Source organism: Tepidimonas charontis, assembly GCF_007556685.1.
GTDB classification, from domain to species: domain Bacteria; phylum Pseudomonadota; class Gammaproteobacteria; order Burkholderiales; family Burkholderiaceae_C; genus Tepidimonas; species Tepidimonas charontis.
The window spans coordinates 11,823-31,048 of the sequence record NZ_VJON01000037.1; the positions used below are offsets into that span (position 1 = coordinate 11,823).

Annotated in this window: 19 protein-coding genes and 1 pseudogene; 7 read left to right on the forward strand and 13 right to left on the reverse strand. The window is 65.8% G+C overall.

The features are described from left to right. Nucleotides 1-25: 25 nt before the first annotated feature. The 4 genes from Tchar_RS10285 to Tchar_RS10300 form a co-directional block, all read right to left on the reverse strand. Entirely contained in the window at nucleotides 26-976 is a 951-nt protein-coding gene (locus tag Tchar_RS10285) for an IS481 family transposase (protein WP_144328943.1), read from the reverse strand. A 96-nt stretch (nucleotides 977-1,072) separates the two neighbouring features. Then, on the reverse strand, nucleotides 1,073-1,990 hold the full coding sequence (gene rssA / locus Tchar_RS10290; RefSeq protein ID WP_144328944.1) for a patatin-like phospholipase RssA: 918 nt from the start codon (nucleotides 1,988-1,990) through the stop codon (nucleotides 1,073-1,075). Nucleotides 1,991-2,003: 13 nt separating this feature from the next. Next, nucleotides 2,004-2,642 carry a CoA transferase subunit B gene (locus Tchar_RS10295; RefSeq protein WP_144328945.1) on the reverse strand — a complete coding sequence of 213 codons (639 nt, stop codon included), beginning with the start codon at nucleotides 2,640-2,642 and terminating at the stop codon, nucleotides 2,004-2,006. Nucleotides 2,643-2,670: 28 nt separating this feature from the next. Further along, nucleotides 2,671-3,375 (reverse strand): CoA transferase subunit A, encoded by a 705-nt coding sequence (locus Tchar_RS10300; RefSeq protein ID WP_043702032.1) that lies wholly within the window; start codon nucleotides 3,373-3,375, stop codon nucleotides 2,671-2,673. A 94-nt stretch (nucleotides 3,376-3,469) separates the two neighbouring features. Between Tchar_RS10300 and Tchar_RS10305 the strand changes: the two genes are divergently transcribed. From Tchar_RS10305 to Tchar_RS10320, 4 genes are all read left to right on the forward strand, one after another. Next, a complete protein-coding gene (locus Tchar_RS10305) occupies nucleotides 3,470-4,042 on the forward strand; it encodes a LuxR C-terminal-related transcriptional regulator (RefSeq protein ID WP_043702029.1) in 573 nt (190 codons plus the stop codon). A 383-nt stretch (nucleotides 4,043-4,425) separates the two neighbouring features. Then, a complete protein-coding gene (locus Tchar_RS10310; RefSeq protein WP_043702026.1) occupies nucleotides 4,426-5,055 on the forward strand; it encodes a sigma-70 family RNA polymerase sigma factor in 630 nt (209 codons plus the stop codon). Next, complete coding sequence (locus Tchar_RS10315) at nucleotides 5,052-5,744, forward strand: anti-sigma factor (RefSeq protein WP_043702023.1); 693 nt, start codon at nucleotides 5,052-5,054, stop codon at nucleotides 5,742-5,744. Before Tchar_RS10310 ends, Tchar_RS10315 begins: the two co-directional genes overlap by 4 nt. 131 nt (nucleotides 5,745-5,875) lie before the next feature. Continuing rightward, nucleotides 5,876-6,544 (forward strand): hypothetical protein, encoded by a 669-nt coding sequence (locus tag Tchar_RS10320; protein ID WP_052231360.1) that lies wholly within the window; start codon nucleotides 5,876-5,878, stop codon nucleotides 6,542-6,544. A 97-nt stretch (nucleotides 6,545-6,641) separates the two neighbouring features. Here the strand turns inward: Tchar_RS10320 and Tchar_RS10325 are convergent, their stop codons facing one another. From Tchar_RS10325 to Tchar_RS10355, 7 genes are all read right to left on the reverse strand, one after another. Next, on the reverse strand, nucleotides 6,642-7,229 hold the full coding sequence (locus tag Tchar_RS10325) for a ferritin-like domain-containing protein (protein WP_043698616.1): 588 nt from the start codon (nucleotides 7,227-7,229) through the stop codon (nucleotides 6,642-6,644). Between the two features lie 217 nt (nucleotides 7,230-7,446). Further along, nucleotides 7,447-8,394, reverse strand: a complete 948-nt coding sequence (queF, locus tag Tchar_RS10330) for an NADPH-dependent 7-cyano-7-deazaguanine reductase QueF (RefSeq protein ID WP_144328946.1) — start codon at nucleotides 8,392-8,394, stop codon at nucleotides 7,447-7,449. A gap of 75 nt (nucleotides 8,395-8,469) precedes the next feature. Continuing rightward, nucleotides 8,470-9,318 carry a 2OG-Fe(II) oxygenase gene (locus tag Tchar_RS10335; RefSeq protein ID WP_144328947.1) on the reverse strand — a complete coding sequence of 283 codons (849 nt, stop codon included), beginning with the start codon at nucleotides 9,316-9,318 and terminating at the stop codon, nucleotides 8,470-8,472. A 74-nt stretch (nucleotides 9,319-9,392) separates the two neighbouring features. Continuing rightward, on the reverse strand, nucleotides 9,393-10,169 hold the full coding sequence (gene yaaA, locus Tchar_RS10340; protein WP_144328948.1) for a peroxide stress protein YaaA: 777 nt from the start codon (nucleotides 10,167-10,169) through the stop codon (nucleotides 9,393-9,395). Between the two features lie 379 nt (nucleotides 10,170-10,548). After that, nucleotides 10,549-11,139 (reverse strand): DUF3501 family protein, encoded by a 591-nt coding sequence (locus tag Tchar_RS10345; protein ID WP_144328955.1) that lies wholly within the window; start codon nucleotides 11,137-11,139, stop codon nucleotides 10,549-10,551. Nucleotides 11,140-11,197: 58 nt separating this feature from the next. Then, on the reverse strand, nucleotides 11,198-12,550 hold the full coding sequence (locus Tchar_RS10350) for a (Fe-S)-binding protein (protein WP_144328949.1): 1,353 nt from the start codon (nucleotides 12,548-12,550) through the stop codon (nucleotides 11,198-11,200). A gap of 125 nt (nucleotides 12,551-12,675) precedes the next feature. Then, nucleotides 12,676-13,098, reverse strand: a complete 423-nt coding sequence (locus tag Tchar_RS10355; protein WP_143894177.1) for a rubrerythrin family protein — start codon at nucleotides 13,096-13,098, stop codon at nucleotides 12,676-12,678. 315 nt (nucleotides 13,099-13,413) lie between these two features. Here Tchar_RS10355 and Tchar_RS10360 point away from each other — a divergent pair, with 315 nt between their 5' ends. After that, nucleotides 13,414-16,419: a valine--tRNA ligase gene (locus Tchar_RS10360; protein WP_144328950.1), complete on the forward strand. Its 3,006-nt coding sequence runs from the start codon at nucleotides 13,414-13,416 to the stop codon at nucleotides 16,417-16,419. A gap of 11 nt (nucleotides 16,420-16,430) precedes the next feature. On the opposite strand, the gene Tchar_RS10365 is transcribed toward Tchar_RS10360, so the two are convergent. Both Tchar_RS10365 and Tchar_RS10370 read right to left on the reverse strand, forming a co-directional pair. After that, complete coding sequence (locus Tchar_RS10365) at nucleotides 16,431-17,093, reverse strand: nitroreductase family protein (RefSeq protein WP_144328951.1); 663 nt, start codon at nucleotides 17,091-17,093, stop codon at nucleotides 16,431-16,433. Nucleotides 17,094-17,180: 87 nt separating this feature from the next. Then, nucleotides 17,181-17,396, reverse strand: a complete 216-nt coding sequence (locus Tchar_RS10370) for a hypothetical protein (RefSeq protein ID WP_236640423.1) — start codon at nucleotides 17,394-17,396, stop codon at nucleotides 17,181-17,183. 171 nt (nucleotides 17,397-17,567) lie between these two features. On the opposite strand from Tchar_RS10370, the gene Tchar_RS10375 reads away from it, so the two are divergent. Continuing rightward, complete coding sequence (locus Tchar_RS10375; protein WP_408033564.1) at nucleotides 17,568-18,266, forward strand: hypothetical protein; 699 nt, start codon at nucleotides 17,568-17,570, stop codon at nucleotides 18,264-18,266. Between the two features lie 27 nt (nucleotides 18,267-18,293). Continuing rightward, a pseudogene (locus Tchar_RS14060) lies at nucleotides 18,294-19,100 on the forward strand (IS3 family transposase); the annotation flags it as partial. Between the last annotated feature and the right edge of the window lie 126 nt (nucleotides 19,101-19,226).

Consider the following 19,226-nt stretch of genomic DNA (forward strand, 5'->3'; position numbering starts at 1 on the left):
AAGGTGGTGCACGGGCAGCAGCCGACTAGCTGTGAGCCGTCAAGAGGTTGTTCCGAAGAACTGGAAGCCGTGACATAGGCGCGACGCGGCCTATGCCGTGGTGCGGGCGATGCCAGTTGCAGTGGTGCTGCCAGCTGTGAAGCGCTTGGCGCCGCTGCTCGGAGGTTTGGTAGGTCCAGCCGTAGGCCCACTCACGCAGCGCCGACTGGATGAACCGCTCGGCCTTGCCGTTGGTTTGTGGCCGATACGCGCGGGTGAACTTGTGCGCGATGCCCAGTTGCTGGCAAGCCTGCCGGAATGGCTTAGAACGGAAGGCCGGGCCGTTGTCGGTCAGCACTCGCTTGATCGTCACGCCCAGGCGGTTGTAGTACGCCACGGCGTCACGCAGGAACTGCACTGCGCTGGGGGCACGCTCGTCGGGGTGGATAGCTGTGAAGGCCACGCGGGCATGATCGTCCACGGCCACGAACAGGAACTCCCAGCCGGCTCCAGCTACCGAGTCACGCCGGTTGCCGGTGACACGATGCCCCGGCCGCTCGATACGCCCGAGCTTCTTGGTGTGGATGTGCAGCAGATCTCCAGCCCGTGCATGCTCGTAGCGCTGTACTGGCTCGCGCGGCTGCAGATCCGACAGCTTCGACAGCCCGGCTCGGCGCAGCACACGGCTGACCGTGGCCTCTGACACGCCCACGCTCTGAGCAATTCGTGCCTGGGTCATTCGGCGCTGCCGCAGTTCGACAATGAGCAATGCCTTGCTCGGCTCAATCGCCCGCGGCGAGCGCTTCGGCCGGGAAGATGCGTCGGTCAAGCCGCTGGCTCCTTCAGCCAGGTAGCGGCCCAGCCATTTGCGCGCAGTGCGCGGCGTCACGCCATGGCGTGAGGCCGCTTCACAGGCCTTGAGCCCGTGCTGTGTCATCTCTTGAACCATCTGCAAGCGAGGGGCGAAGGTAAGTCGGGCATTCTTATGGGTGTTCATCCGGCTGTTCCTGAAAGTGCTGGATTGTTTGGCAACTCCCAGTCTCCCAGACGCAGTCCGGGTGAACCGCAGATACAACCTATTGAAGCTTCACAACTAGCCACCCACCACGTCCCGAATGGCTGGCAGCGCCTGCTCGGCCGCCTTGCGCCCGGCGGCCATGGCCGGTGCACCACGATGGAAGTCCATCGCCGCGATATCCGTGAGCATCGGCCGCACGATCACGTCGGCCGGCTCGCCGGCCAGCCGGCTTTGCGTGATGCGCCATTGCACGATGTTGAGACTGGTGGTCAACACATCCAGCAGGGACGGCGCATCGACAGCCGCGGTGCGCGCCCCTTCGCCAACGTCGGCGGTGGCAGGCGTGCGCCAGCGCAAGCGCGCCAGCAGGGCATCCATCAGGCCCCCACGCGGTTGGGGTGCCGCCCGGCCGGCGATGCGCTGGCGGCGCACCATCAGTTGCCAGTTCAGATCGACGGCGATGACCACATCCGCGCCCATCGCGCGGCACAACGACACCGGCACCGGGTTGACCAGGCCGCCATCGACCAACAGGCGACCATCGCGCACGGCCGGGGTGAACAGCCCGGGCACGGCAATGGAGGCACGTACGGCGTCGATGACCGGCCCCTCGCGCAGCCAGACCTCGCGCCCGGTAGCGAGCTCGGTGGCCACGCAACCAAAGGGTTTGCTCAGCGCCTCGATTCCCTGATCGGTGAAGCGCGTGCGAAAAAATTCGACCAGCTTGCCCCCTTCGATGAGGCCGCCGCCCATCTTCAGATCGATCAGGCCGACCACCTGTTGCCAGGTGAGCGTGCGCACCCAGGGCTCGAGGCGATCGAGCTCACCGGCCGCATAGGCCGCCCCGACCAGCGCGCCGATCGACGTGCCACAGACGATGTCGATCGGCACGCCGGCCTCTTGCAGGACCTGCAACACGCCGATGTGCGCCCAGCCGCGTGCAGCGCCGCTGCCCAGCGCGACGCCGACACGAAGGCGGCCAGGGGTCGGCATCGCTGTGCTTGCCTCAGATCAGCGGCACGCCGGTCTTGCTCTGGATGAACTCGCGCGTCACCCCCGGCGCCAGCTCCACCAGCTTCAGCCCCTGGGGCGTGACGTCCATCACGCCCAGGTCGGTGATGATGCGATCGACCACCCCCTTGCCGGTCAGTGGCAAGGTGCACTCGGGGATGATCTTCAGATCCTCGCTGCCGTCTTTTTTGCGTGCCACGTGCTCCATCAGCACGATGACGCGCTTGACGCCCGCCACCAGGTCCATCGCGCCACCCATGCCTTTGACCATTTTGCCCGGGATCATCCAGTTGGCCAGATCGCCCTTGTCGGTGACCTGCATGGCACCCAGAATGGACAGATTGATCTTGCCGCCGCGGATCATCGCGAAGCTGTCGTGGCTGCCGAAAGTGGCCGACCCCTTGATGGTGGTGATGGTTTGCTTGCCGGCGTTGATCAAGTCCGGGTCCACCTCGTCCTCGTATGGAAATGGGCCGATACCGAGCAAGCCGTTTTCGCTTTGCAGCCAGACCTCGATGTGGTCGGGCACGTGGTTGGCCACCAGGGTCGGCAAACCGATACCGAGGTTGACATAAAAACCGTCCTGCAGCTCTTGGGCCGCGCGCGCGGCCATCTCGTCGTGCGTCCAGGGCATGATGCTCTCCTTGGAACCGTGGGCTGGGTCAGACCTTGCGCTCGCGCGTGGTGCGGCGCTCGATGCGTTTTTCCGGCGTCGGGTTGTGCACGATGCGGTGCACGTAGATACCGGGCAGGTGCACGTCGTCCGGGTCGATCGCGCCGGTGGGCACGATGCGCTCGACCTCGGCGATGCAGATCTTGCCCGCCATCGCCACCGCGGGGTTGAAGTTGCGCGCCGTCAGGCGAAAGCGCAGGTTGCCCGCAAGGTCCGCCACGTCGGCTTTGATCAGCGCCACCTCGGGGAACAGCGCGTGCTCGAGGATGTAGGTCTCCCCATTGAACTCGCGGTGTTCCTTGCCCTCGGCGACCATCGTGCCCACGCCCGTCTTCGTGAAGAACGCCGGGATGCCGGCGCCTGCGGCGCGCAGCTTCTCGGCCAGCGTCCCCTGCGGCGTGAACTCGATTTCCAGCTCGCCGGCCAGATACTGACGTTCGAACTCCTTGTTCTCGCCGACGTAACTGGAGATCATCTTTTTGATTTGCCGCGTCTCCAGCAGCTTGCCCAGGCCAAAGCCGTCGACCCCGGCGTTGTTGGAAATCACCGTCAGGTCCTTGACGCCGCTGTCGCGCAGCGCGTCGATCAGCGCCTCCGGGATGCCGCACAGCCCGAAGCCACCGACCGCAATGAGCTGTCCATCGCGCACCACGCCCTCGAGGGCCGCGGCCGCGCTGGGATAGACCTTGTTCATGCTCGCACGCTCCTGTCCATGGTGGGAGAAAGCCATACGATACTACGTAATGACATACGTAGGATTGCCTAAAGCCCAACCCTGACCCGCCGCGATGTCCCCGCCGCTGCCCGATACCGACGCCTACCGGCTCGCCTTCGAACTCGCGCCCGTGGGGCTGGCGCTGTCGCGCCACCGCATCATGGTCGACTGCAACCAAGCCATGTGCGAGATGTTCGGCGCCAGCCGCGAGGAACTCGTCGGCCAGAGCTTTCGCATCCTCTACCCCAGCGCGGACGAGTTCGAGCGCATCGGCGAGCGTATCGCGCCCATCCTCAACGCCCACGGCCACTACAGCGACGAACGCATCATGCGCCGCGTCGGCGGGCGCCTGGCGGGCCAGACGTTCTGGTGTCACGTCAGCGGCCGGGCCCTGGACCGCACGGACCCCCACGCCGCCGGCATCTGGAGCTTCGAGGACGTCTCGGCGCGCCGCCCCGTCACCGCAGCGCTGACCGCGCGCGAGCGCGAGGTGGCCGCCCTCGTGATGAAAGGCCTGACCGCCAAACAGGCCGCCAAGGCGCTGGGCATCAGCCCCCGCACCGTCGAAATCTACCGCGCGCGCCTGATGCGCAAATTCCACGCCGCAAGCACGGTGGAACTGGTGCAAAAGCTGCTGCTCGGCTGAGGCCCCGACGTCCCAACGCCGCTGGTGCGTCCACCGACACAGCGGCGCTTGCGACACCCGATCATGCGCCCCATCGCCGCAGCCCTCAACACACACTCAAAGCGGCACGCGGTCTGCGCAGCACAAGGCCATGCAGTGCCACGACTTACGCACGCAATCCCCAATTCCCCAGGCTCTGTGGGCGACGCTGTGGATAAGCCGTGAAGCATACGGGGAAACCCGCATAAAGCAAGCCTTCCGTTAGATTGCCTATTTTTTAGACAAACAGGCACAACCTCCACAGTCCTCTGGCCGGTGCCACCCAGGCCCGTCGAGCGCGGCGACGCCCTTATAGTTATCGGTCACGCGTGAATATCCACCGCGCCGCCTCGCATGACACGGCCATGAACCCCTCGCGCCCCACGACCGACGACCTCGCCGAGCTGCTCGCCCGAGTGGCGCTGGGCGACTCCCGAGCCTTTCAGCGTCTCTACGAGCGCAGCAGCGCGAAACTCATGGGACTGGTCGTGCGTATACAACCCCAGCGAGCCATTGCCGAGGAAGTGTTGCAAGAGACCTTTGTCGCCATTTGGCAACGTGCGGCTGAATACCAAACCACGCTGGGCAACCCCATGACCTGGATGGGCTCCATCGCTCGTCACCGTGCCATCGACAGCCTGCGGCGCGACGCCGCTCGGCCTCAGGGGCATCTCGTCCATCCTACCCCCGACGAGGACGGCGACGACGAAGCGATGCTGGCTTGGTGCGACCGCCTCGTGCCACAGGAACAAGCCATGGACGCCCACCACCCCTGGCCCGACCGCGGTCGCCTGCAGGCCATCGAAACATGCCTGGGGCAGCTGCCCTCGGCCCAGCGACAAAGCGTCGTGCTGGCGTACATCCACGGCCTGACCCACGCGGAGCTGGCACAGCAATTGCGGGCCCCATTGGGCAGCGTCAAGACCTGGGTGCGACGCGGTCTGCAAGCCCTCAAAAACTGTTTGCAAGCCTTTGGCGGGGAGCGTGCACTGTGAATATCCTGCACCCAGAGCGCGCCGAGGCGCTCGCCGCTGCATATGTTTTGGGAACGCTGCGCGGCCCCGCCCGCCGGCGGTTCGAAACCCTCATGGCCGCCCACCCATCGCTGCGCCAACACGTGCAGGCATGGGAAGCCCGACTGGCACCGCTGCAAGCCGTCGTTCCCGAAGAACCCGTGCCAACACGGGTGTGGAAGCGCATCGCCGCGCGCACGATCGAGCAACGACACACGCCGGCAGCGCGCCGTTGGCTCGACTGGCTGTGGCCTGCCTGGGCGCTGGCGAGCAGCGTCGCCGCCGCGTTGCTGTGGCTGCGCCACGATGCGCTCGATGCCGTCTCCACAGAACAGCTGGCCGTGCTCACCCCTGTTGATGCCAACGCCGTTCCTGCGCCCGAACAGCCCATCGTCGTCGCCATCATCGACGGCGGTCGGCGCTGGCGTGTGCTGGTATCAGCAGCACAGCGCCCATCGGCGCAAAAAGACTGGGAACTGTGGGCCATCCCACGAGGCGGCGCCCCGATCTCGCTGGGCACTGTGGCAGCCGGCCGCCTCAACGACGTGGCCCCGCCGCCGCCCCAAATAGCACTCGAGGCCCTGGCCGTCAGCTTGGAGCCGCGCGGCGGCTCGCCCACTGGGCAGCCCACGGGGCCAGTACGGTTTGTACACCCGCTGCAGCGCAGCTAAACGACAACCCACGCCTCAAGGCCACGGCCTCATCACGCATCCAATCCGACCTCGCGTGCGTATAGACCCACGACTGGCGCAACACTGCCGCCAGTTTTGCTGACAACCCACTTGTGAGAGGAGAGACGGAAATGCGTTACTCGTTGCGTGGACTCACCGCGACCGCTGCCATCGCGCTGCTCGCCCCCGTGGCGGCACAGGCACAAGACAAAAAGCCCCTGACCTTCGGTGAGCTGCAAACCATCCGAGTGATGGCGGGCGGCATGGTTGGCGAGGCGCTGGGACAGGCCCTGGGTAAAAATATGTTGGGCATCATCGCCAACCGCTCCGCCATTTGCAGCACGCTCTCCGGCGGCGTGGGCAGCGGCTTTTTGCGCACCAACGCCAAAGGGGCCATCACCATGGAATCCATCCGCGAAGCAGTCGACGTCACCGCCGCGGTTGAGCGGATGCTGCCTGCCGACGCGCTCTACCTTGCGTTCGGCGGTGAGTGGAAAAAAGAAGACAACGTCGCGCTGCTGGAAAAAACACTGGAGGAGCTGGCCGTCAATCAATACAAAGGCACCATCGTCTTTCACGTCACCACCTGGGCACAAAAGCAGCCGCAAGAAATCGCCGCCCGCAACCCGCGGGTGGCGGCGTACCTGCGCCAAGCCGACATCCGCGTGGGCACGCTCAACCTCGACGCAAAAAAAGCCGTGCTCAACAAAGCCACGCTCGAGGGTGATCAGTGGAAGCTAACCCCCATCGGTGAAGTGCCGATGCGCGACGACTTGGTCGCGCTCTTCCGTCGCGCTTGACAAGACCCCTCAGCGACGGACAACCCCCCGGCACACCACGTGTGTCGGGGGTTTTGCTTTTATGTGGCCGGGCCGACGCCCGGCCTAACCATCACGCTCAAGCGCCGAACGACAAAGCCCCCGCCGGCAACGGACGCCCCAGTGCCGACGTCAGCGCCGTGAAGTGCATCGTCTCATCCGCCGCCAAACGCGCCGCCACCTTGGCCAGCTCACGGTCTTGCATGGCCGGAATCACGCTGATATAGGCGTTCGTCGCCCCCAGCTCCAGCCGCGCCGCCAAATCCAGCACATCGGCTTGCGACTTGAGCGCGGCGGCGTTGAGCGCCTTGGCATACGCCTCCAGCGACTTCTCCGCCACGGGCTGCCCGCCCAACTTGCGAATGGTTGCGGCCAATGCGTCCCGATGCGCTTTGTGGTGGCTTTGGAATTGCACCGCTACCTCCAACACCGACTTTTGCAGCAGCCCGCTGTTGGCCCCGAGCTGATACGCGGCGATCGCCTCGTGCTCCAGCCCCAGTGCCACATTGAGTATCTCCACGTCCTTGCTCGGCTGCGCCGCGTGTTGGGCGGCCAGCGCATCCCTGCCGGCCAACAGCGCCAGCGCCGCCAGCGACAACGTGGCACCACCGCCACGCAACACCCCACGCCGGGACGCATCCACCACCATCTTCTGGTTTGCCAACATGCTGCTCTCTCCTGGTAAGACAACCACAACGTGCCCGCGCTCGATACCGAGCACCCCTTGCCGGCCCCGCGGCCGGCAACGTGTCATACGCAGGGAAGCCGCGCTTGGATGCAGCAAATGGTGCGCCTCGGCCACCCGAACCCGACGCTCGGGCCACGTCTTCCCATCGGTAAAGGGCTGCCCGTGGCAGCCCGTCTTCCGAAAAAAGCAGGAACTGCTACTGCCGCGCGGTGCGCACGTTGGCGGGCGGCTGCTGCGGGTGGCTGGTGCGCCACGGGTTGATGTCCAGCCCGCCGCGGCGCGTGTAGCGCGCGTACACGCTCAGGCGCACCGGGCGGCAGCGCGTCCAGATGTCCATGAAGATGCGCTCCACGCACTGCTCGTGAAACTCCTGGTGCTGGCGAAAACTCACCAAATAGCGCAGCAAGCCCGCCTGATCGATGGGATGGCCGCTGTAGGCGATTTGGACGCTGCCCCAATCGGGCTGGCCGGTGACCAGGCAGTTGCTTTTGAGCAAATCGCTGGTCAGTACCTCCTGCACCGGTGGCTGTTCGGTGTCGGCGCGCAGCCATTCAGGGGCCGGCTGGTAGTCGGTGCACTCCACATCCAACCGGTCCAGGCTCAGGCCCGGCAGGCTATGCACGGTTTCGACCGCCCATTCGGCGGGCAGACGCAGGCGCACGCCGATGCGGCCGCGCTGCTCGCTGCCGCGCCACAGCGCTTCGCTCAGATCGGCCAGCAGGCGCTCGCGCACGCCATCGGCGTCGGCAAAGCGCGTCTGGTTGAAGCTGTTGAGGTAGAGCTTGAACGATTTGCTCTCGATCAGGTTGGGGGTTTCGGCCGGAATGACGAAATGCGCGATGGCCACCTGCGGCTTGCCGCGCACGTTGAGCCAGCTCAGCTCGAAAGCCGTCCACAGGTCCGCCCCGGTAAACGGCGGCGTGGTGCCGACGCCGATTTCGGCCCGCTTGGGCGCGCGCGGCAGCGGGCACAACAGGCCGGGGTCATAGGTATCCACATACGGGCTGGGGCGCCCCAGCGGCGTGGCAGCCAGGTCCGGCGCAGTGGGCGCCGACGCCCACGCGTGGCTTGGACGTGCCCCGCTGCCGGCAGATGGCCGATCATCATCGGAAGCAGGGGCGCAGATGTTGGGTTCGGGGTTCATCAATCGATGGGAAAGACTGACGGGCCGGCACGCGCCCTGCCTTCAGCGCGGTGGCGGATGGTTGCGTGGCGCCGTTCAGGGTTGGAAGGGGCGTTCGCGCAGCCACTTGGTCGCTACCCATTTCTCCCCGCGCAGCACGGGCGCGCCGCCATGCAGGGTCTGGGTGCCGGGGTCGGGGTGGTCATAGGCAAAGAATACGGCGTGCCCGCGCTGGGGGTACACCTCGAGCCCAACGTCCGGAAATGTCGTGCCGCCGCCACCCTCCGGGTCATTCAGGTAGATGACGATGGTGGCCACACGCTGCCCACCGCGCTGCAGGATGCGCGCCGTCCCCGGCGCCGCCGGGTCGAAATAATCGTAGTGCGGCTTGTACTGCGCGCCGGGCACGTAGCGCAACACCTGCAGACCCTCGCCATGCTCCACCGGCCACTGCACCAGGCGGCTCAGGCGTGCCTCGATGCGTTGGATCAATGGTGTTTCACCGCGCCGAAAAAACATCCCGTCGCTGGTGCGGTCGGGGTTGAGCTCTTCGCCGCCGGTGGCGGTCTGCACGGTGCGCGAGCGCTTCAGACGCGGGGCGGCAGCCTCCATCAGCGCGTCACATTCCTGCGCCGACAGCACGTCGGCCAGCACCACCAGCCGCGGGCGCTGCAGGGTCAACAGGACACGCACGGTGCGGTCGCCCAGGTCCAGCGCACGCGGCGACCCGCTCAGATCGATGCGCGGCCGCGTGGGCACTTCGGACAGCGCACGAGCAGGCAGCATGCCGACGTGTTCCTCCAGCGCCTCCTCCATCGCCCGCAGCGCCACGCCCTCGGTCCAGCCGGCCTGCCGCATGGCCGCCAGCACGTCCTGCGGTGCGCAGCCGGCGCGCGCTTGTTGCACGATCCAGCGTTTCAACTCCGGGGTGATGGTCTGTGTCATGGCCGCCGTGCCGATCGCATCTGGGGTCTGTCGTCTGCCGCGCAAGACCGGGACGCACGCCGATGCGGTGCGCTTCAGCCGCCGCGGGCCTCGCGCCGAAACACCCAGCGATCGGCGTCGGACACCTCGGGGGCGAAGCGGTAGCCATCGGCGTCGAAACCCTGTAGGTCTTCGACGCGCTGCACGCGCTGCTGGGCCGCCCAGCGTGTCATCGCGCCACGGGCGCGCTTGGCCGCAAAACTGATGATCTTATAGCCCGCACCGCGCCGCTCCTCGAATACGCACTGCACCACGCGCGCGCGCAGCGCACGTCGGTCCACGGCCTTGAAATATTCCTCGCTGGCCAGATTGACCACGACACCATCGTCCTGCGCGGCGCGCTCATCCAGCCACTGCGCGATGCGCGCGCCCCAGAATTCGTACAGCGTGCGCCCGTGCGCGGTGGCCAGCCGCGTGCCCATCTCCAGCCGATACGGTTGCATGCGATCGAGCGGCCGCAACACACCGTACAGGCCGCTGAGTATGGCCACGTGGGTCTGCAGCCATTGCACGTCGTCGGGCGTTAGGCTGCGCACGTCCAAGCCTTCATAGACGTCGCCATTGAAGGTAAAGATGGCGGGGCGGCTGTTGGCTGCGGTGTGTTCGGGCTGCCACGTTTGATAGCGTGCCACGTTGAGTGCGGCCAACGCGTCGCTCAAGTCCATCAACGCCGCCACCTGCTGCGGCGACAGGGTGCGCAACACGGCCATCAGTTCCGCCGCGTACTCCACGAACGGCGGATCGCTGGTCGGCAGCGCCGGCACGGGCGATTCGACGTCGAGCGATTTGGCGGGGGACAAGACGAACAACATGGTCGCATTTCGTGATCAAGACGCGCAGGCCGACGCTTGCGGCAGCGACGCGCAGCACAGGCGAGCGGGCTGCGCCGCCAGCCCCGAGAGCACGACAGACACCGCACGGGCTCGGCCACGCCGGCCGCCCTTGGAGCCGGCCATGGCGGCGCTACCCACGGGATCACCGCGCGGCCCAGCCGGGCGCCCACGCTGAGCGCCGTGTGTAACCGCCCTGCGACGCCTTGTCGGGGCGCCCTCTGGGCGCGGTTAGCCACTGCGCACCGCGTCGGCACCCATTATGCCCGGTTGTGCGCCCAGCCGTGCCGTGTACCGGCGGAAATGGCCCATCGCGGCACCGACCGGCGCAGGCGCGCCGGCCTGCGGGTTGCCGCCGGCGTTACTTCAGATCACCCGCCAGACTGGCCAGCGTTTCGGGGGCAATCGAGACGTGCGCCGGGTAGTGGGTGTGATCGCAGCCCAGCGTGACCGCTGCCCCCGCCTTGACGGCCGCACGCATCGCCGGCGTCAGCTCGAAACGCAAAAAATGCACCGCCGAGGTTTTTTCGGCATTTTCGCGGTCCAGATCCTCATCGGCGATCGCATACACGCGCTCGTAGCCCTCGACCTCGACGAACATGCGGTCTTCGATGCCGATCAGGCGCGCCAGCTCCCGGCGGCGCTGGTTGATGTCTGGGTACTCGATCATCATCGTCGCCTTCCAGTTGGTGCCATCCGGCACCAACGGCGCATAGGCGTCGATCTCATCCTGGATACCCTCTTCCTCGAAGATTTTTTCGATACGCAGCATTTCCTGGATCTGGTAGCGCATCGACAGCTCGCTTTCGAACTGCACGGTCACGTGCTCGCCCAGGTGCACCGTGCGCAGCTTGCGATGTGCCATCACCTCGGCCTTGTGCTGTTTGCGCCACTTGGCGTAAGCCTCCAGCGGCATCAGGGTCTCGCGCGTGATGCGACCGGTCAATTGCATCGTGGTGATCATGGTGGACCTATTCGTGACAGAGGATGACGAAGACCAAGGGGCATCTTCATTTCAACCCGTAGGCCGTGGCCAGCAAGGTCAGCGGATGCGCCAGCTTTGGCGCGCCGAGCTGGTTGACTTCGAAACCCTGGGCGATGTGGTGGCCCCCCAGCGGACAGTCGGAGCTGATGTAGTCCGGCGTACCGCCGTCCTTCGTCTGCGCCATGGCTTTGAAAACGGGTTTGCCGATTTTCATCGCCACCGGATGGGTGGCCTTCTTGACGCCATACGTGCCGGCATGACCGGAGCAACGCTCCACGGTGTGGACTTGCGTGTCCGGAATGAGCTTGAGGATTTCCTCGGTGCGGCGGCCGATGTTTTGCACCCGTCCATGGCACGGGATCTGGTAGCTGACCTTGCCGAGCCCGCGGGCAAAGTCGGTTTTGAGCAACCCGTCGCGCCGGCGTGCGCTGAAATATTCGAACGGATCCCACATCGCTTCCTTGACGAGCTGTACTTCGGCATCGTCGGGAAACATCAGCGGCAGCTCCTGCTTGAACATCAGCGTGCAGCTGGGCACCGGACTGAGAATGGCAAAGCCGTCGCGCGCGTAGCGCGCCAGCACCGGAATGTTGACCGCTTTGGCCGCCGCCACCGACTCCAAGTCACCCAACTCCAACTTGGGCATACCACAGCAGCGCTCCTTGTCCACCAGGGTGTACGGGATGCCGTTGTGCGCCAACACCTTCAACAAATCGAGCCCGATGCCCGGCTCATTGGCGTTGACGAAACAGGTGCCGAAAATGGCCACTTTGCCGGGCGTGCGCTCGCCATCGACCACGGGCAGCGACTCGGGCGCCGGTGGGGCCGACTGACGCAGCGTGCGCGTGGCCAGCTCGGGCAGCCAGGCGTCGCGGTGCACACCCAGAACCTTTTCCATCGCGGCTCGCGCCACACTGCTGCGATTGACGGCGTTGACCGTTTGCACCACCACCGGAATACCCGCCAGTGAACCGTGCACGTCGGTGGAGGCCAGCAGTTTTTCCGCCGTTTTGACCTTGCCTTGGCGAAACTTGATCGCCTTGGCGCGCAGCATGGTGTGGGGGAAATCCAGGTTCCACTCGTGCGGCGGCGTGTACGGACACTTGGTCATGTAGCACAGGTCACACATGTAGCACTGGTCGACCACTTTCCAGTAGTCGGCCTTGTCCACACCGTCCAGCTCGCCCGTCTTGCCCTCATCGATCAGATCGAACAGGGTCGGAAACGCACCGCACAGGCTGACACAGCGGCGGCAGCCGTGACAGATCTCGAAAATTCGCTCCAGCTCGTCGAAGCATTTGGCTTCGTCGTAAAAATCGGGGTTGCGCCAATCGAGTGGGTGCCGGGTAGGGGGCTCGAGGTTGCCTTCGCGGGCCATGGGCGTCTCCTGGGGTCAGGTCGCCGTGCAGCGGCGACTCGGTGATGCGGTGATCAAGCGCGGCCAAGAGGGGCGGCACCGCCGCCCCGGCGGGCGTGGCAGCCGCCGCGCCCACTTACCGTCGATCAGTCGACCAGCTCGGCCAGCGCCTTGGCGTAGCGGTTGGCGTGCGAGCGCTCGGCCTTGGCCAGCGTCTCGAACCAGTCGGCGATTTCGTCGAACCCTTCTTCACGCGCGATCTTGGCCATACCCGGGTACATGTCGGTGTACTCGTGCGTTTCACCCGCGATGGCCGACTCCAGGTTCTGGCGCGTGGTGCCAATCGGCATGCCGGTGGCCGGGTCACCCGCCTGCTCCAGGAACTCCAGGTGGCCATGGGCGTGGCCGGTTTCCCCTTCGGCCGTGGAGCGGAACAGCGCCGCCACGTCGTTCTGGCCCTCGACATCGGCCTTGTTGGCGAAATACAGGTAGCGCCGGTTGGCCATCGATTCGCCCGCGAAGGCGTCCTTCAGGCATTGCTCGGTCTTGGAGCCTTTCAGTTGTGGCATCGTCTCTTCTCCTTGAGGTGGTCCGAAAACACCGCCGCGCCACACGGCGGGCGGGCACGTCAACCATACCCCCAGCACCGGCCGGCGTCCATACGGCAAATTCAATGCCCGCCATAGAAACGATCAATCTTTTGGCGCACCACCATACATACAGCTGTCACGGAAACGCCCCAAGGTTCCCCTCGCCGTGCGTCTGCGACTCGCTGCCCGGGCGCGGTCAGCCCTCTACAATTGCCATTTTTCCATCCTCGCGTCCGTCCGCTGCCGCCACCACTGGCGAGCCGCGGGTTGGTCCTTTTGCGCTCACGCTGCACCATGTCCGAAGCCCTGTCCCAACCCGGTCTGAACAGCCTGTCGAAATCGTTCGAGCCCGCGGCCGTCGAGCGGCGCTGGGGCCCTGAATGGGAAGCGCGCGGCTACGGCCGTGCGGGCTGGCGCGGCACCGGTGCGCCCCAGGCCGGCGCACCGTCGTTTGCCATCCAGCTGCCGCCGCCCAACGTCACCGGCACGCTGCACATGGGCCATGCGTTCAACCAGACCATCATGGACGCGCTAACGCGCTACCACCGCATGCGCGGCGACAACACGGTCTGGATTCCGGGCACCGACCACGCCGGCATCGCCACCCAGATCGTGGTCGAGCGCCAGCTGCAGCAGCAGGGCCTCAGTCGCCACGACCTAGGCGCCACGCCCGAGGAGGCGCGCAAGAACTTTGTCGCTCGCGTTTGGGAATGGAAGGAAAGGAGCGGCAACACCATCACGCAGCAAATGCGCCGCCTGGGCGACAGCGTGGACTGGAGCCGCGAGTACTTCACGATGGACGAGCGGCTGTCGCGCGTTGTGGTAGAGACCTTCGTGCGCCTGTACGAGCAGGGCCTGATCTACCGCGGCAAACGCCTGGTCAACTGGGACCCGGTGTTGATGAGCGCGGTGTCGGACCTGGAGGTGGAAAGCGAGGAGGAAGACGGTTTTCTGTGGCACATCGCGTACCCGCTGGTCAGCGGTGAGGGGCAACTGGTGGTGGCCACCACCCGGCCCGAGACGCTGCTGGGCGACGTGGCGGTGATGGTGCACCCCGAGGATGAGCGCTACGCCCACCTGGTGGGGCAAACCGTCAAGCTGCCGCTGTGCGAGCGTGAAATCCCCGTCATCGCCGACACCTACGTGGACCGCGCCTTTGGCACCGGCGTGGTCAAGGTCACCCCGGCGCACGACCCCAACGACTATGCGGTTGGCCAGCGCCACCAACTGCCGCTGATCAACGTGCTGACGCTGGACGCGAAGATCAACGACAACGCGCCGCCGGCCTACCGCGGGCTGGACCGCTTCGAGGCGCGCCAGCGCATCGTCGAGGACCTGCGCACCGCCGGCTTGCTGGTGGAAGTAAAAAAACACCGCCTGATGGTGCCGCGCTGCGCGCGCACCGGCCAGATCGTCGAGCCGATGCTGACCGACCAGTGGTTCGTCGCCATGACTAAGGTGTCCGAGCGCGACCCCAGCGGCAAGAGCATCGCGCAAAAAGCCATCGATGCCGTGACCAGCGGGCAGGTGCGCTTCGTGCCCGAGAACTGGGTCAACACCTTCAACCAGTGGATGACCAACATCCAGGACTGGTGCATCAGCCGCCAGCTGTGGTGGGGCCACCAGATTCCGGCATGGTACGACGCCGAGGGCAACGTCTACGTGGCACGCAGCGAAGCCGACGCCCGCGCCCAGTTCGAAACCTATGTGGCACATCTGGGGCCCGAGCAGCGCGAGCAGCTGCTGGCCGCCGGCTTGAGGCGCGACCCCGACGTGCTCGATACCTGGTACTCCAGCGCCCTGGTGCCGTTTTCGACCCTGGGCTGGCCGCAGGCCGCCGAGGACAGCCGCGCAGTGGCGGGGGCCGACACCGGCGCGGCAGCGGACACATCCGCGCCGAGCGCTGCGTCGCTGAGAGACTACGACCTCTACCTGCCCAGCACGGTACTCGTCACCGGCTACGACATCATCTTCTTCTGGGTCGCGCGCATGATCATGATGACGACCCACTTCACCGGGCGTGTGCCATTCCGGCACGTCTACATCCACGGCCTGGTACGCGACGCCCAGGGTCGCAAGATGAGCAAGTCCGAGGGCAATGTGCTCGATCCGGTGGATTTGATCGACGGCATCGACCTGAGTGCGCTACTGGAAAAACGCACCACCGGCTTGCGCAAACCCGAAACCGCCCCCGCCATCCGCAAAGCCACCGAAAAGGAATTTCCCCAGGGCATTCCGGCCTACGGTGCCGATGCCCTGCGCCTGACCTTCGCGGCGCTGGCCTCGCTCGGGCGCAGCATCAATTTCGACAGCAAGCGTTGTGAGGGCTACCGCAACTTCTGCAACAAGCTCTGGAACGCCACGCGCTTCGTGCTGATGCACTGCGAGGGCTACGACTGCGGGCTGGCCGAGCACACCGCCGACCAGTGCGCGCCAGGCGGCCCCTTCCATGGCTACCTGAGTTTTTCCGCCGCCGACCGCTGGATCGTCTCGGCCTTGCAGCGCGTGGAGGCCGACGTCGAACGCGGGTTTGCCGAATACCGCCTGGACAACGTCGCCAACGCCATCTACGCCTTCGTCTGGGATGAATTTTGCGACTGGTACCTGGAAATCGCCAAAGTGCAGCTACACAGCGGCGACGCTGCCCAGCAGCGCGCCACACGCCGCACCTTGATTCGCACGCTGGAGACCATCCTGCGTCTGGCGCACCCCATCATCCCCTTCATCACCGAGGAGCTGTGGCAAAAGGTGGCGCCGGTGGCGGGCCGCGCCGGGCCCTCGGTCAGCATCGCCCCGTACCCGCACGCGCAGCCGCAACGCATCGACGAGCGCGCCGAGGCCGAGGTGGCGCACCTGAAGGCGCTGGTGGAGGCATGCCGTCGCCTGCGCGGCGAAATGGGCGTCTCACCCGCACAACGGTTGCCGCTGTACGCGCTGGGCGATGCGGCCCTCCTGCAGCGCTGGTCGCCGGTGTTGCAGGCGCTGGCCAAACTCAGCGAGGTCAAGGTCTTCGACGACGAGGCGGCTTGGGCTGCTGCGGCGCAAGCGGCACCGGTGGCCGTGGTGGGCGAGGCGCGCCTGTGCCTGTTCATCGAAATCGACGTGGCCGCCGAAAAGGCGCGCTTGGGCAAAGAGGTGGCGCGCCTGCAGGCCGAAATCGCCAAAGCCCAAGCCAAACTGGCCAACGACGCGTTCGTGGCCAAGGCGCCGGCCGCCGTCATCGCACAAGAACGCCAGCGCTTGGCCGACTTCACCGCCACCCTGGCCAAGGTGCAAGCGCAACTGCAGCGCCTGGGGTGACGGCGACGTCATCACAATACGCTGACGAAGCTCTCCACCGCTGGGTGCAGGCGCGCGGCCTTGCGTTTGGCCACGGTGCCGATATTGACGAAGCACACCGCCTCCTCCCCCGGGGTCAAATCGAACAGGGCACGCAGGCGCGGCGACGTCATCGCCTGCCCGCTCGTCAAACTGGCGCCATAGCCCATGGCGTGCGCCGCCAGCAACATATTCTGCACCGCTGCACCCACCGATACCATGCGCTCCAACACCGGGATCGGTGGTTCGGCCGCACCCAGCTGCGCCACCACCAGCATCAACAACGGCGCGCGTTGTGCCTTCTCGCGCGCCGCTTCGATTTGCTCCAGCGTGGCCCCCGGATCACGGTCGATGAGCGCAGCCGCAAACACCTCGCCCAGGCCAGCACGGCGCTGTGCCGGCACGATCACGAAGCGCCACGGACGCAGTAAGCCATGGTCGGGCGCGGCCGCCGCGCAGCGCAAGATGGCGTCGAGCTCCTGCGCGGTGGGGCCCGGCTCGACCAAGCGCTTGGGCGAAATGGTCTGGCGCGTGCAGATCCATTCAAGCGCGACCGCCGCCGACGATTCGGCATCGGCCACGGGTATCTGCCTGGCTGCCGCAGCGCCCAGGGACACTGGGTCGCCCGCCTCGATCGAGGGAAAGACAGATCGCATCGGGACTGCCTCCTGCTTTTCGCCAACCTTTGCGCGTGCGCGGGTGACCGCATGCCCCGTCGGCCACCAGGTCACCCGCCGTTGCGCTCAGGCGTAGCGCCGATCCTTCAACGAGATCATGCCGCGGTACTCCTCGACCGTGCCGACGCGGCGGATATCGGCCCAGGTACCCTTGTAGTAGGGCACCACGTTGCGATCCACCCACGGCGTGACCACGTCACCGTGCACGCCCTTGATGTAGCCGAACAGCATGAAGGTCTGTCGGCGCTTGAGCGACGCCAACGGGTAGGCTGCGTATTCCACACCATGGCGGACACGATTCCATGCTGATGGCGGACAGTGTTCCAGCGTGAAGCCGGACGCGGTTCCACGCTGAAGGCGGACAGCATTCCAAACGGATGGCGGACACCTGCAGGGTGTTCTGAGTGACCCGAACGCGGCATACGCTGCCCGGTTTTTTGACCGGAGCCAGCGATGCCCACACCCAGGGTCACCATTAGCAAGATACGACACACACTGCAACTGCTGCACGGCGGGGCCTTGAGCACCCGCCAAATCGGCGCGGCGCTTGGCATCTCCAAGTCCACCGTCAACGACATCGCCAGCTACGCGCGCGCCGCCGGCGTGGACTGGGCGCTGGCCCAGAGCCTGAGCGACGAGGAATTGCAAGCCCGGCTCTACAAGCCACCCGTGGCGCGCGCCTCGCGCCACCTCGAACCCGACCATGCCCACATCCATCGCGAACTGCGCCGCCCCGGCGTCACCCTGCAACTGCTGTGGGAGGAGTACCAGCAACAGCACGCTGGTCAGGCGTACAAGTACAGCGCCTTTTGCGAGAAGTACAAGGTCTGGGCCCGGGGGTTGAAGCGCTCCATGCGCCAGACCCACATGACCGGCGACAAACTCTTCGTGGACTACGCCGGCCAGACCGTGCCCATCGTCGATGCCGACACTGGCGAGATACGCCAAGCCCAGGTCTTCGTGGCGGTGCTGGGCGCATCGAACTACACCTACGCCTGCGCCACCGCCACCCAGAAGGCCGTCGACTGGGTGACCAGCATCATCAGTGCGCTGGAGTTCATCGGCGGCGTACCCCGCCTGCTGGTGCCCGACCAGCCGCGTGCCTTGATGGTGACCTGCCCCCTCCCAGCCGTACCAGTTGAATGGAAGTGAGGTCCGTCAACCTGGAGAATGACGGACATGAGGAAGAGTCGATTCACGGAGCAGCAGATCATTGGGTTCTTGAAACAGGCTGAGTCAGGCCTGCCAGTCAAGGACGTCTGCCGCCAAGGCGGGTTCAGCGAGCCCACGTTCTACAAGTGGCGAGCCAAGTACGGCGGCATGCAGGCCGATGAGGCTCGCCGCCTGAAGGACTTGGAAGTCGAGAACGCCCGCCTCAAGAAGCTGCTGGCCGAAGCACATCTCGACCTTGAGGCGCTCAAGGTCGGCTTCGGGGTAAAGCGCTAGCTAGCCCCGCAAGACAAGCGCAAGGCCATCGCCAAGATGCTGGAACACACCCAGAACTCCGAGCGCCGTGCCTGCCGTCTTGTGGGGCTGTCTCCTCGCGATGCCTGGCGCCACCCGCCACAACCCGATGCGCACACGGTCAACCTCAGCGAACGCATTCACGCCATCGCCATGGAACGGAGCCGCTTCGGGTATCGCCGTGTGCACGACATGTTGCGCACCGAGTCTCCGGGCAGCAACCACAAGAAGGTGTTCCGGCTCTACCGTGCGCAAGGCCTGGCTGTTCGCAAACGCAACAAGGGCAAGAAGTACCGCGGTGAACGCACGCCACTGGTGGCGGCCACCCGCGTCAATCAAACTTGGAGCCTGGACTTTGTGAGCGATTCGCTGGCCAATGGCCGACGCATCAAGTGCCTGACCATCGCCGATGACTTCACCCACGAGTGCATCGACATCGCTGTGGACCTGTCCATGCCTGGCGCATACGTCACCCGCATCCTGGATCAAGCCGCACGGTTCAGGGGCTACCCAGAGGCCATCTGTCAAGCGACACGAAGATTTGACCCCCTGACGACATCTGGAATTGACCCCCGGGTTAATCAACTCTCTGACGTGATCGGGGTGGGGGCAGCGGCCTTGTGCAGAAGGCCGCTGCGGCGCTTGTCG